Annotated in this window: 12 protein-coding genes; all 12 read left to right on the forward strand. The window is 60.3% G+C overall.

Annotated features, from left to right (window positions below; all coding sequences use genetic code 11):
• The first annotated feature begins 188 nt into the window (after positions 1-188).
• The 12 genes from vanG (at position 189) to ACFO3S_RS22760 (ending at position 12,972) form a co-directional block, all read left to right on the forward strand.
• Positions 189-1,247: a D-alanine--D-serine ligase VanG gene (vanG, locus tag ACFO3S_RS22705; RefSeq protein WP_378100726.1), complete on the forward strand. Its 1,059-nt coding sequence runs from the start codon at positions 189-191 to the stop codon at positions 1,245-1,247.
• Between the two features lie 102 nt (positions 1,248-1,349).
• Positions 1,350-2,582, forward strand: a complete 1,233-nt coding sequence (vanT, locus tag ACFO3S_RS22710; RefSeq protein WP_378100728.1) for a serine racemase VanT catalytic subunit — start codon at positions 1,350-1,352, stop codon at positions 2,580-2,582.
• A gap of 706 nt (positions 2,583-3,288) precedes the next feature.
• On the forward strand, positions 3,289-4,068 hold the full coding sequence (locus ACFO3S_RS22715) for an ABC transporter ATP-binding protein (protein WP_378100730.1): 780 nt from the start codon (positions 3,289-3,291) through the stop codon (positions 4,066-4,068).
• A gap of 1 nt (position 4,069) precedes the next feature.
• Positions 4,070-4,927, forward strand: coding sequence for an ABC transporter permease (locus tag ACFO3S_RS22720; protein WP_378100732.1), 858 nt, complete (start codon positions 4,070-4,072; stop codon positions 4,925-4,927).
• Positions 4,928-5,006: 79 nt separating this feature from the next.
• Positions 5,007-6,152 carry an ABC transporter substrate-binding protein gene (locus ACFO3S_RS22725; protein ID WP_378100818.1) on the forward strand — a complete coding sequence of 382 codons (1,146 nt, stop codon included), beginning with the start codon at positions 5,007-5,009 and terminating at the stop codon, positions 6,150-6,152.
• Between the two features lie 41 nt (positions 6,153-6,193).
• Positions 6,194-7,258: an LLM class flavin-dependent oxidoreductase gene (locus ACFO3S_RS22730; RefSeq protein ID WP_378100734.1), complete on the forward strand. Its 1,065-nt coding sequence runs from the start codon at positions 6,194-6,196 to the stop codon at positions 7,256-7,258.
• Between the two features lie 51 nt (positions 7,259-7,309).
• On the forward strand, positions 7,310-7,939 hold the full coding sequence (locus tag ACFO3S_RS22735; RefSeq protein ID WP_378100736.1) for a cysteine hydrolase family protein: 630 nt from the start codon (positions 7,310-7,312) through the stop codon (positions 7,937-7,939).
• Positions 7,936-9,258: a zinc-binding metallopeptidase family protein gene (locus tag ACFO3S_RS22740; protein WP_378100737.1), complete on the forward strand. Its 1,323-nt coding sequence runs from the start codon at positions 7,936-7,938 to the stop codon at positions 9,256-9,258. Before ACFO3S_RS22735 ends, ACFO3S_RS22740 begins: the two co-directional genes overlap by 4 nt.
• Positions 9,259-9,288: 30 nt before the next feature.
• A complete protein-coding gene (locus ACFO3S_RS22745; RefSeq protein WP_378100739.1) occupies positions 9,289-9,795 on the forward strand; it encodes a flavin reductase family protein in 507 nt (168 codons plus the stop codon).
• Positions 9,792-10,316: an NADPH-dependent FMN reductase gene (locus tag ACFO3S_RS22750; protein WP_378100741.1), complete on the forward strand. Its 525-nt coding sequence runs from the start codon at positions 9,792-9,794 to the stop codon at positions 10,314-10,316. Before ACFO3S_RS22745 ends, ACFO3S_RS22750 begins: the two co-directional genes overlap by 4 nt.
• A gap of 22 nt (positions 10,317-10,338) precedes the next feature.
• A complete protein-coding gene (locus ACFO3S_RS22755; RefSeq protein ID WP_378100820.1) occupies positions 10,339-11,424 on the forward strand; it encodes a TetR/AcrR family transcriptional regulator in 1,086 nt (361 codons plus the stop codon).
• Positions 11,425-11,433: 9 nt separating this feature from the next.
• Positions 11,434-12,972, forward strand: coding sequence for an MDR family MFS transporter (locus ACFO3S_RS22760; protein ID WP_378100742.1), 1,539 nt, complete (start codon positions 11,434-11,436; stop codon positions 12,970-12,972).
• The last annotated feature ends 107 nt before the right edge of the window (positions 12,973-13,079 follow it).

The raw sequence follows: 13,079 nt of genomic DNA on the forward strand, positions 1-13,079 counted from the left end.
CGACAAAAACGCGATTCTGCGTCTAGAGGACGCCGAAGGCGTTTTTGCATGGTTGAGGGGCAGAGCGTTTATCGCGGGTTAAGATTTGCGGCCAAATCTTTATGGTTTCTTAATGGTTTATTTAATGAAATTTAGAGTTCTTCCCCTATTCTGAAGCTATCGAAGGATAAGGGGAGGTTTGCCGCCATATGCGAAAAACGGCGATCGCAATCGTGTTTGGCGGCTGCTCGACGGAATACGAAGTCTCGTTGTCTTCCGCGGCAGCCGTGATCGACCATTTGAACGAAGATTCTTATCAAGTCATACCGATCGGGATTACTAGAGAGGGAGAGTGGTACCGGTATTACGGAGATGCGGCATCCATTCGCGAGGATCGCTGGACGACGCATCCGAGCCGCATTCCCGCCGTCTTGTCGACGAGCAGGGACCGAAAGGGGCTGATCGAGCTCGTCGGAACCGAGTATCGGTTTACCGCTCTCGACGTCGTCTTTCCGGTGCTGCACGGCAGAAACGGAGAGGACGGAACGCTGCAAGGGCTGCTCGAACTGTCGGACATTCCATTCGTCGGATGCGGGATGCTGTCCTCTGCGCTTTGCATGGACAAGGCGTACGCGAAAACAATCGCGTCCGCGGCGGGGATCGACGTGGCGGAATCCGTAACGCTTTACCCTGGAAGCTCCGTTGCCGAAGCCGTCGGCTCGGCGGACAAGCTGGGGTATCCGCTGTACGTCAAGCCGGCAAGGTCCGGATCTTCGATCGGCATAACCAAGGCGCATGACGAGAAGGAGCTGCAAGAGGGGATCGAGCAAGCGTTGCTTCATGACGACAAGATCGTCGTCGAAAGGCACGTGGACGGATTTGAAATCGGCTGCGCCGTACTCGGAACCTCGGACCCCTTCATCGGAGAGATCGACGAGATCGAGCTGACGAGCTCATTTTTCGATTACGACCAGAAATATACATTAAGCGCCTCCTTCATTCATTTGCCCGCCCGAATCGACGCAGAGACGTCCGCGCGGGCCAAGGCTGCGGCGCTGACCGTCTATCGGGCGCTCGGCTGCAGCGGGTTCGCGAGAGTGGATTTCTTCCTGGCGAGCGACGGCAGGCTGCTGTTTAACGAAGTGAACACCATTCCCGGCTTTACCTCCAATAGCCGGTATCCGAACATGATGCGGCAAGCCGGCCTCTCGTTCCCGGAGCTTCTGGACCGGTTGATCGCATCCGCGCTTGGGGAGAGACGGGTATGAACGGCAGGGAACACTTCGGGTTTTGCCTGGAGGAATACATCGAATTCGAGGAATACATCGAATTCGTCGTGACCTTTCTCAGCGCCAAGGTTGGCGACGGCCGTGGTTAGGGAGGGATACGGCGGTATCGGTCGGTTTGCCCTGCTGTCCGAAGCCGGGCCTCAGCCGCTGCGCCTCCGACAGCGCCCGGCCCCCGCCAAAGCCCGCGCCTGGGTGGAAGTCGACCTCGATCGTCTGGCCCACAATCTCGGACAGCTGCGAAGCGCCGCTCCGGGCGGAACGGAGATCATGGCGGTCGTCAAAGCGAACGCCTACGGACACGGAGGCTTCCGGGTAGCCAAACGCTTGTACGAAGAGGGTGTGCGCTCTTTCGCGGTAGCGGAGGTCGAAGAGGCGATCGAGCTTCGCCGAAGGGGCATACGGGGGGAGGTGCTCGTGTTGGGGTACACGCCGACGCACCGTCTAGCGGATATCGTGCGTTACGACTTGACCCAGACCGCCGTGGACGCAGACGATGCCGAGCGGCTGCAGGCTTACGGAGCTCCCCTGAAAATTCAGGTGAAGATCGATACCGGCATGAGGCGGCTTGGCGAAAGCTTCGATAAGCCTGAACGAATTCTGTCGATGTATCGGCACGACCGATTGCTCGTAACGGGGACTTACAGCCACCTTGCTTCGTCAGACCGTCCGGAGTCGGAAGCGGCGTTCACCCGGCTGCAATTCCGCCGATTCGAGGAAGCGGTCTCCCGGGTCAGGGAAGCGGGCTTCGATCCTGGACGCCTGCATATCCAGAGCAGTTACGGCCTGTTGAACTACGACTTTCCGGGGATGGATATCGTTCGCGCGGGCATCGCTCTCTACGGTTTGCTCAGCAGGGAGGAAGACCGTACGCGCAAAGCCGTCGATCTTCTTCCCGCGTTATCCTTGAAAACGACCGTGATTCTGGTGAAACAAGTGCGCGAAGGAGAGGGGATCGGATACGGCGGAGCTTTCGTGGCGGAACGCGATAGCGTCATTGCGACGCTGTCGATCGGATACGCGGACGGAATCGCCAGAGAGCTGTCTGAACGGGGCGGTTGCGTGTTGATTCGCGGGCGGAAGGTGCGAATCGTGGGCGCCGTCTGCATGGATCAGATGCTGGCGGACGTTACGGACGTCGAGGGCGTCAGTCAGGGAGATACGGCAACGCTGATCGGTGAGGACGGCTGGCACCGGTTGACCGCCGGGGAAATGGCCCGGCGGGCCGGAACGATCTCGAACGAGATCGTGTCTTCGATCGGCAGCCGGATAAAGCGGATTTACGTCGCGAGCTCTCCGGGCAAGAAGAGCCGTTAAAGAAAGGGGGGGGCTTCCGCCTTCCCGGTATATAGCGCGGAGGGGCGGAAGCTGCGGCTCCCGCAAGCCGGAGTCGTGTAGTGTCTTTTCACTTTGCGGAGCGGAGCTGCAAGCCGACTCGATCGGCTTCGAGGGAGCGAACGGCGGCTTGACTAGGGGGTTGTCTCAGAAGGTCAGGAATGACCTGAGAGACAGCCCTGTTTTTGTGCTTCAGAAAGGATCAAATTCGTTATCCTTATCTGAATCCCCTTCGACAAAAACGCGTTTCTGCGCCTAGAGGACGCTGAAGGCGTTTTTGCCTTGTGTGGCGCGTGTCCCGGCCCTATAAGCCCGGAGCCCGAGGTGACTCTCGAATAGAGAGCGGCGATCTGCCCCGAGAGTTATTGCGAACTTATATAACGAATATATGACATATACGAACGAGAGGTTATGCTTGAGAAACCTATGATCGGGCAGAACTGTCGCATTTAAACAACCAACCCCGCTCGATCCTCATCGTGAAATCCCAATCGTCTAACTTACAATGTTATTTATATTGACACAAACAAAACGCGGTGATAGCTTATAGACATAAGATTTAACTAAATAATAAAAGGATTAACTAACCGATTAAAATCGAATCGGCCGCCCTCCAGCCGCCCGCCGGTCGTCGAAGGGGATTCGCATCGAGGTCTGCAAACAAAATAAGCAAAGTGGTGATTTCACAATGACCTACATTAGCGTGAACCGGGTTTCCAAGAAGTTTCGGCGCCGGGACCAGGTGACGGAAGCGCTGCGGGACATCGCGCTCCATATGGAGGAAGGAACCTTCATCAGTCTGATCGGGCCGAGCGGCTGCGGCAAGTCGACGCTGCTGCGCATCATCGGCGGACTGGAGACGGCCGACGAAGGCGAGGTGCTGGTGGAAGGCATCACCCCGCTGGAGGCGCAGTCGAACAAACGGTTCGGGTTCGTTCCGCAAGCGCCCGCCTTGTTCCCCTGGCGAACGATTCTGGAGAATATGAGGCTTCCGTTCGAAGTAAACCGCAAGGGAGGCCGGCAGACGCCGGAGCAGACCGAGGAGGCCAAGGAGCTGCTTCAATCGGTCGGGCTGGGAGACTTCCTGAACGCCTACCCGAAGGAGCTGTCCGGAGGGATGCAGCAGAGAGTCGGCATCGTGCGGGCTTTCGCCTCCGGCGCGCCGATTCTTCTGATGGACGAACCCTTCTCGGCGCTCGATGAGATTACTCGCGAGAGAATCCGCTATCAGCTGATGGAAATCTGGGACTCGCACAAGAAGACGGTCATTTTCGTCACGCACAGCATTAGAGAGGCGGTGTTTCTATCGGACCAGGTGGTGGTCATGTCGAGCCGACCCGGCAGAGTGACCGAGATCGTCGATATCGGACTGCCCCGGCCGCGAACTCCGGACTTGGAGGAGACGGCGGATTACATGCAGTACGTGCACCACATCAAAGGGTTATTACGCGAAAGGTGGGAGCATTGAAATGTCAACTCGGCAAAATGCAATCGACAGCGCGGCGGCTTCGGCTCGCCGTCCGGAGGCCGGAATGAAATGGAAGCTTGCGCCGGGAGTCGCCGGGCGGCTGAGCGGCTATGCGTATCCGGCTCTCGCATTCGTCCTGCTGTTCGGAGGCTGGGAACTGGTCGTCTGGCTGTTCGGGATCAATCCGCTAACGCTTCCGTCCCCTTCCAGCGTTCTGAACGCGCTGTTCTCGGACTTCGGCTTCTATCTCGATCACGCTAGCGTCACCTTGTATGAAGCGCTCGTCGGGTTCGTCATCGGATCTTCGCTTGCCTTAATCGGCGGAGTATTGATGGCCCACTCCCCGACGTTGGAGAGAACGCTGCTGCCTATCGCGGTGCTGGCCAACGTAACGCCGATCGTCGCGATCGCTCCGCTGCTCATCATCTGGTTCGGCTTCGGGTCGTTTCCGAAGATGCTCATCGCCGCCATCATTACTTTTTTTCCGATGCTGGTGAATTCGATTACGGGCTTTCGGTCGATCGATCAGAACAACTACGAGTATTTGCGCTCGCTGCACGCCGACAAAGCGGAGATTTTCATCAAGCTCAGGCTCCCGAACAGTCTGCCGTACTTGTTCTCCGCCTCGAAGACGTGCATCAGCCTGAGCGTTATCGGAGCGGTCGTCGCCGAGTGGAGCGGCGCGGACAAAGGGCTGGGCAATCTGGTCATGGTCTTCAGCAACTATATGCAGATCGAGAAGATGTTCGCGGCGATCGCCATGCTGGCCGCCATGGGCATCGTGCTTACGGCGCTCATCCGAATTGTGGAGCAGCGTGCGCTGTATTGGCACAGCTCGGCTCAGGCTCGCAGAGGATGAGCGCCGTCCGCGACGAATGCAGGCAATCCGGCAAGACCCCATAACAGAGACAAGATAGGAGAGGGAGACCGTGAGGACGATGAAAAACGGAAAGTTCGGAATGGCGGCTTTGTCGATGTTGACGGTATTGGCGATGGCGGCTGCGGGCTGCGGAGGGAACGAGGCGAAGCCGCCGGGCAGCCCGGCCCCTTCCTCGGAGGCGCCGGCGCCGGCCAGCCCCTCCGCCGAAGAGACCGGGGGAGCCTCCTCCGGGATCGACTGGGAAGCGCGCAAAGCGGCGAATCAGGCTGCCGGGGAAATCCTCTATTCGACGGGGTACTATTACGCGGCTTCTTCGCCCGACGTTCAGACGGTGATGGCCGACGAGCTCGGCTACTTCGAGGAGTTGGGGCTTAAGGTCCGCATTCAGCCCGGGCTCGACTCGCAAGGGATGAAGTTCCTTGCCGCCGGTCAGGCCCAAATTTCCAGCGCCGGGAATCCGAGCCTGGTGATTACCTCCGTGGACAGCGGTGCGGAGATTAAAGGAGTGGCGACCTTCGGCTCCGTCGGCGTGAACGCTCTGATGGTGCTGGAAGAGTCGGACATTCACAGTCCGAAGGATCTGATCGGCAAGACGCTGGGCTATAAGGGCGCGATTCCGTCCTGGGTCATCTCGATGCTGGCCTCGGAAGGCGTCGCCCGCGACCAGATCAAGGCGGTGTCCGTCGGCTACGATCCGCGCATTCTGGACGGCAAGAAGCTGGACGCCTTAACCGTCTACAAGACGAACGAGCCTAATATGATGGAGAAGGCGGGCATCAAGGTTCGCTTGATCGATCCGGGGGAGTTCGGAGGGGAAACCTCGTTCGGAGTCGTAGCGGTGAACGCGAAGTTCGCAGCCGACCATCCGACCGCGATCGAAGACTTCCTGCGGGCTCTGTCCAAGGCGCATCAGTACGCGTTGGAGCATCCGGAGGAAACGTTGAAGGTGCTGGAGGCGCGCTCGGCGTCGGGCTACGATCTGGAGGCGGAGACGAATCGCTGGGCGGTGGAAAGTCAGCTCGTACAGGAGCATCTGCACGAGGGGCGCGGCGTCGCTTGGCAGGCGGACGTGCAATGGCAGCGGGAGATGGATATGCTGGTGGACGCAGAGGTGATCCAGGAGCCGATTCCGCTGGACCGGGTCATGGACAATTCGTACATCGACGCGATCTACGAGGGGACGGAATTGATCTGGCCGGAATGAAGCGTATTAACGGATAACGACGAAGGTGGAGGGATAGGACAATGAGCGTTAGCGTGGACTACAACAGGATCGATTTTGGCGTGTTTCTTCCAATTACGAACGGCGGCTGGATTATCTCGGATGCGACTCCGAAAATTGACGGCAGCTACGAGCAAAACCGCAGCGCCGCCGTCCTGGCGGAGGAGCTGGGACTGGATTTCATTATGTCGATGGCAAAATGGAGAGGCTACGGCGGACGGACGAATCACTGGGGCACCTCGCTCGAATCGATGACGATGATGGCGGGCCTGGCGGAGGCGACCAAGAAAGTGAAAGTCTATGCCACTGTTCATACGCTGCTGTACCATCCGGCGGTTGCGGCCAAAATGTTCGCGACGCTGGACCAGATCAGCAACGGACGCGTCGGCATGAACGTCGTGTCGGGCTCCTTCTCGAAGGAGTTTGCGCAGATGGGCATGTGGCCGGAGCATCTCGATCACGGCGCGCGATACGACCTTGCCAAAGAGTGGATGCAGGTCGTCAAGAAGCTGTGGTCCGAGGAACGGGTCAACCATCAGGGAACCTATTTTCAGTTGACGGACTGCATGTCGAACCCTAAGCCCGTGCAGAGCCCTCGCCCGTCGATTATTTGCGCCGGAGCTTCCGACAAGGGGCTAAGCTTCACGATCGACGAAGGAGACGCTTGCTTCGTCGGCGGCAAGGACGTTCAGGAGATCGCGAAAGTAAGCGCAAGAGCGAAGGAAATCGCGAAGGAGCGCGGCAAAACGATTAAAACCTACGCCATGTTCGGCATCTATCCGGGGGAAACCGAGGAGGAGGCGAGCGCCCGGATTCAGCTGTACCAGGAAGGGGCCGACCGCGAGGCGATCCTGGGGCTGATGGAGAGCTACGGTCTGGCGGTCGACGGCAAGGAGTCCTCGATCTCGGCCAGAGCCAGGACGGCGCTGATGTCACAGCCGATCTCCGGCACCGCGGAGGGGATCGAGGCCCAAATCCGCGAGATCGTCGAAACGGCGAACCTGGACGGGATGATGCTGACCTTCCCGGATTACGACGCCGATCTGCGGTTCTTCGGCGAACGCGTGCTTCCGCGACTGCGGGCATAGGGCGCGAAGACGAAAGCACGGAGCGAATAAGCGGAAAGGGAGGCGGAAGGCATGGGGACGGTGCCGAACGAGCAGATCGCCCTGGCGCTGGTGGACGTGCAGAATGACTTCTGCGCTCCCGGCGGCAAATCGGCGGAATGGGGGGCGGATCTGTCCGGGGTCGACCCCGCCGTCGACCGGATCGAGAGCTTGATATCCTCCGCCAGAACGATGGGCGTTCCGATTATTTTTATCGCATTGGCGACGGCGTCGGAGACGGACTCTCCGGCCATGAAGGAATGGTACGCGAGACAGGGGCAGGATCCCGAAGGCGTTGCCGTGTGCCGGCAATCGACCGCAGGGGCGGCCTATTACCGGATTGCGCCTCTGCCGGGAGACCTGGAAGTAATCAAGCAGCGGTACAGCGGGTTTGTCGGCACGAATCTGGAGCTGGCGCTTAAGAGCAACGGCATCCGCAAGCTGGTCGTCGCCGGGTTTACGACCGAATGCTGCGTCGAATCGACCGTGAGGGACGCGTTTATGCGGGATTACGAATGCTTCGTCGTATCCGACGCCTGCGCGGCTTACTCGGTCGACGTACACGAAGCGTCCTTAAAGGGAATGGCGCTTAACTTTGCCACGATCGTCACGACACAACAGGTCGTCCGCAGCTGGGCGCCGACATTGGAGGGCAGGCCATGATTACGATACACCCGGGCGCCAAGGTGACCGAGTCGGAAGTCCGCGAAGTCTCCGAACGGATTCGCGGCGCGATCGACCGGCAAGAGCTGATCGATCTGATTTTGGAATTAGGCAACATTCGCTCTCTGGCGGGCTTCGAGAAAGAGGCCGGAGATTTCGTATACGATTGGATGAAACGCGAGGGGTTCCGCCCGAAGAAGGTCGGCATGGTTCCCGACCGCTTCAACGTCATCGGAGAATACGGCGGGCAGCAGCCGACGCGGGGGAAGAATCTGCTGATCACGAGCCATCTGGACACCGAATCTCCGCAATACAACGAGCTGGATAAGCTCAAGTACCGGCCGGGCTCGGTCGAGAAGGCCGAGTGGCTGCAGGCCAGCCTGCAGGACGGCGTATTCTCCGGCAGGCCGGTGGAGAACGACAGGGGGCCGATGGCCTGCTTCCTAATCGGAGCCAGAGCGCTGCAGAAAACCGGACTGTCGATGGCCGGATCGCTTTACTTGACGGCATGCCCGGCGGAGATCGGACCGGAGCACGTCGAGGAGTTCCAGGGCCCGCAATTTCTGGGCAAGGAGATCGGCGCGCAGTTCATGATGACGCACGGAGGAGTCGCTCCTGATTTCGCCATCGCCGCCGAAGGCACGGACTTCGGAATCTCCTGGGTGTCTTGCGGACACGCGAATTTCCGCATCAACCTCTATGGAGAAGACGTGTTCACCCCGCTGCTTCAACACCCGCAGGAGCTGCGCCGGCATCCCAGCGCTCTGGTGAAGGTGGCGCCCCTCATCGAGGCGCTGCAGCAATGGTGCATCGAATTCGAGGCGAACAACATCTACCATTCCCCCGGCGGAACGGCCGTTCCGAAAACCCAGATCGGCGCCATTCGAGGCGGAGACCCCCATCTGATGGGCGGCGGCAGCGAGGTGTGCTCGGTATATCTGGGGGCTACGCTGACGCCGATCCAGTCGATCGCCGACGTTCAACGCTCGTTGGAGGCGCTTATGGAGAAGGAGGGCTTCGACGGCAAGGTGGAGCCGGTCGTCTACCGTCAAGGCTTCGAGGCCGACGCGGTCAGAGTCGAGGAGCTTAAGCGGGCGATCAGCAAGTCCAGCGTGTCGGCCGGGAGAGGGGAAACGCCGCAGGGGCATTACATCTATTCGAGCATGTGGCGGGACCACAACGTGTTCAATATGTACCGAATACCCGCCGTCACCTACGGACCGAGAAGGTTCGCTCCGACGGTGGACGATATGGTGGACGCGGCGGTCATCTATGCGACGACGGCGTGGCTGATCTGCAACGATCTGGAGAGAGGATAGACTATCTTTTTACGCGGGGAGGAACTAAGATTGGATTCGCTGGAATGGAGAAACGCCATGGGCAGGTTCGCGACCGGAATTACGGTCGTGACGACGACGGATGCCGACGGCCGTCCGCAAGGGATGACCGTCAACGCGTTCACGTCGCTGTCGCTTGAACCGCCGATGCTGCTCGTCTGTCTGGACAACAAGAGCGCGACGCTGGCTCATATTGTAGAGTCGAGGAAATTTTGCGTCCATTTCCTGTCGGAGAAGCAGGAAGCGGTCTCCCGGGCGTTCGCGCGCAAGGGAGGGACGGAGAAGTTCGAGGGGATTCCGTATACCTTCGGAGAGATGGGGGTACCTGTGCTGGATGGCTGCTTGGCCTACGTCGAATGCGGCTTGCGCCGGGCGGTAGAGGGCGGCGATCATCAAATTCTGCTCGGAGACGGCATGAAGCTTGTCGTCTCTTCGACGGAGCAAGCCCCCCTCGTCTTCTTCGGAGGGAAGTACGGAAGGCTGGCGGGCAGTCTTCCCGAAGGGGCGGAGGCGTCATGAGGATTACGGCGATCGTGGGCAATCCGAGAAGCCGGTCGAAGACGTACGGCGTCGCCGAAGAGCTTGCCGGCCAGCTTGCCGCCCGGTTAACCGCCGATGGCGAGACGTCCGACGTGGAACTGGTCGACCTGGCGGATCACGGCAGCTCGCTTCTGGAGTGGGGGCATCCCGGCGTGGGACGAATCGTTCGGCGCGTATGCGAGTCGGATGTGGCCGTGTTCGTCAGCCCGACGTATAAGGCGACCTATACCGGCTTGCTGAAGCTGTTCGTCGACCAGCTGCCGATGGATGCCCTGTCCGGCGTGACGGCCATTCCGGTCATGGTCGGGGCGGCTCCTCAGCATAGTCTGGCGGTGGAAGCCCATCTGCGGCCGCTGCTGGTCGAGGTCGGGGCCGTCTGCCCGACGCGAGGGCTGTACGTAATAGACTCCCAGATCGATCGGCTGCCGGAGACGGTCGGCGATTGGTACGAGACTTCGGCAAGGGCGCTGCGCAGAGCCGTTCTCGGCAAGGGGGCATGAGAGGAGACGAAGAAAATTGGTCATGCAAACGTTGGATGAAGCCAAAACGACGGTGCAGGAGCGAATTCTGAACGCGGCGGAGGATATTTTCGCCCGAATCGGGTTCGCGGGCTGTCGGATGAACGACATCGCGGCGAAAGCGGGCGTCAACCAGGCGCTCATCCACTATTACTTCGATTCCAAAGAGAAGCTGTATATGGAAGTCGTAACGCGATTGTTCGAGCAGTGGGAGCTGCACGTGAACGAGATCCTTCTGGAAGACGAGGAGCCCCAGGCGCTGCTGCGAAAATATATCAAGGAGCACTTCGAGCTGAAGTGCAAGCTGCCCAATCTGCATATGCTCTACCATCGCGAATCGCTGGAGGGCGGAGATCTGTTCCAGAAGTACGCCTCGGCCAAATGGACCGGGGATACCGAAGAGAAGATGAAGCTGCTCGCGCAATGGAAGAACGACGGGCTCATTCAGGGACAGCTGCACGAGCGGGTGCTTCTGCAGCTCGTCTGGGGCATGATGAACCAGTTTTACTACCGCAGCGCGGACAACCTGCGGGAAGAGATGCAGCTGCAGGGTTCCTATGAGGAAATGAAAGAGCTGTTGGCCGATCAGATTATCCGGATCACGCTGTATGGAGTGCTGCCGCGAGACGAAGGGCCGGGCAGGGAGGGCGGCGCTGCCGCCCCCCGGAGCGCGTGCGTGCTGCTCTCTCCGGAAATTCGGGAGAGCGATGCCTCGGACGTCGACGAGCTGCTGAACTCGCTGCGCATTCTGCACGGGATGGATCTGACGTTCGCCGAGCGAGCGGAGGAGCTGATCGAGACGATCAAAGCGGACCCTTCGCGACTCGTGGTCGTTCTGGCGGCGACGGAGTTCGGCGAGGTTCCGTCCTCCGTTCGCGAGCTGCTGGTCGAACTGGAAGCCGAGCCGGGCCGGATAACCGACCGCTTCGTCGCCGTGTGGACGACGAGCGGGCGGCAGGGCGGCGGCGAGCACCTGCAGCGAACGCTGGAGGAGGCGTTTAACCGCTTCGGAGCCTTTGCGGTGTCCCGCATCCCCGGTCAGAACGGCCGCGAATATGCGGAACGCTGCGCCAAACTCGCAAGAAACTAGGTGGTTGAGGTGAATTCGGATACGGCGCAAGGCTCGAAAACCCGGTTGAACTGGCTCATGTCGGCGCTGCTGGTCAGCATTTTTCTGACGCAAGTCGATCAGACGATCGTCTCCACGGCGCTGCCGACGATCGTGTCCGAACTGAACGGCCTGGAGCAGATGTCCTGGGTATTTACGATTTACATGCTATGCTCGACGGTGATGATGCCGATCGCGGGCAAGCTGTCCGACCTGTTCGGCAGAAAAAGCTTCTATATGCTCGGTCTGGCGCTGTTCCTGCTGGGCTCGGCCTTGTGCGGGCTCGCGGGCAGCATGACGGAACTGATCGTCTACCGGGGCATTCAGGGGCTCGGCGCGGGCTTTATCATTCCGATCACGTTCACCCTCGTCTTCACGATCATGCCGAAGGAGAAGGCGGGGAAATATCAGGCGTTCTACATGAGCGTCTTCGCCCTGTCTTCCATCGTCGGTCCCTCGCTCGGAGCCGTCATCACCCAGCTGTTGGACTGGCGCTGGAATTTCTACATCAATCTGCCGATCGGGCTGTACGTGTTTGTCGTACTGAACCGGACGCTGAAGGAGCGGCCGGCCGCCGGCGAGCGGCCTTCTCTCGACGTCATGGGCGCCGCGCTGCTGGCGGCGACGACGCTGTCGATTCTGCTCGCGCTTAAGATCGGCGGAGAGCCATTCCCCTGGCTGTCCGTGCCGGTGATCGGCCTGCTGCTGCTGGGGGCGGCGGGGCTGGCCCTGTTCGTCATCGTCGAGAGGCGCGTGCGCGAGCCGATCCTGCCGCTGCAGCTGTTCCGCGTCCGGACGATCTCGGGAACGCTGGCGGCCACGTTCCTGCAAGGCGCCATTCTGTACGGCGCGCTGCTGTTTATTCCGCTGTTCGTGCAGGGGAGCATGGGGGGAGACGTCGGAGATGCAGGCAATACGCTAACCCCGATGATGTTTTCCATGATGCTCGGCGCGACGGCGAGTCAGTTTTTGTTGAAAAGGTGGACCTACCGGGCGGGGATGATTCTCTCGATGTCGCTGGCGGGCCTCGGCATGCTTGGAATGGCCTACATGCCTCTCGACGCGCAGCAGTGGATCGTCGCTCTGATCATGCTCGTCATCGGCTTCGGAATCGGCATCTTGATGCCGCTGGCCCAGATGGCCGTCACTTACGGAGCGGACGATCGCTTCAAAGGCGTGGCGACGTCGACGGTCGGCTTCAGCCGCTCGGTCGGCGGCGTATTCGGCTCGGCCGTGCTGGCGGCGATCGTGAACGGCAGCCTGGCGGCGGCCGTCCGGCGTCATGCGGCGGAGTTCGGCGGGGCAGGGGCGGAGCCTTCGGACCTCGCGAATCCGCAGCAGCTGCTGGCCGCCGATTCCTCGCTGCCTGAGCCGGCTGCGGCATTGCTGCGGCAGGCGCTCGGGGATTCGGTCCAGCTGGGCTTCTGGTTTCTGGCGCTGGCCGCCGCGCTCGGCATCGTCGCGGCTCTCTGTTCGGGCAACGCCCGCTTCGAGCTCGCCCCCGAGCCCTATTCCCGTTCGGCGGCCTAGACGTGAGGCGACTTGGGCGGCAGCAGAGCGAGGAAGCGCAAAGGGGCGCAGAGGTCGTCTCCTCCACGCCGCCATTTTTCCGCAGTGCACCCTTATTACTCCTAACA

This window comes from Cohnella hongkongensis (genome assembly GCF_042654645.1).
Taxonomy (GTDB): Bacteria; Bacillota; Bacilli; order Paenibacillales; family Paenibacillaceae; genus Cohnella; species Cohnella hongkongensis.

Coding starts and splice junctions, on each gene's coding strand:
- ACFO3S_RS22725 (WP_378100818.1), top strand. CDS start 5,007: ATGAAAAACGGAAAGTTCGGAATGGCGGCTTTGTCGATGTTGACGGTA.
- ACFO3S_RS22750 (WP_378100741.1), top strand. CDS start 9,792: ATGAGGATTACGGCGATCGTGGGCAATCCGAGAAGCCGGTCGAAGACG.
- ACFO3S_RS22730 (WP_378100734.1), top strand. CDS start 6,194: ATGAGCGTTAGCGTGGACTACAACAGGATCGATTTTGGCGTGTTTCTT.
- vanG (WP_378100726.1), top strand. CDS start 189: ATGCGAAAAACGGCGATCGCAATCGTGTTTGGCGGCTGCTCGACGGAA.
- ACFO3S_RS22715 (WP_378100730.1), top strand. CDS start 3,289: ATGACCTACATTAGCGTGAACCGGGTTTCCAAGAAGTTTCGGCGCCGG.
- ACFO3S_RS22720 (WP_378100732.1), top strand. CDS start 4,070: ATGTCAACTCGGCAAAATGCAATCGACAGCGCGGCGGCTTCGGCTCGC.
- ACFO3S_RS22740 (WP_378100737.1), top strand. CDS start 7,936: ATGATTACGATACACCCGGGCGCCAAGGTGACCGAGTCGGAAGTCCGC.
- ACFO3S_RS22755 (WP_378100820.1), top strand. CDS start 10,339: ATGCAAACGTTGGATGAAGCCAAAACGACGGTGCAGGAGCGAATTCTG.
- ACFO3S_RS22735 (WP_378100736.1), top strand. CDS start 7,310: ATGGGGACGGTGCCGAACGAGCAGATCGCCCTGGCGCTGGTGGACGTG.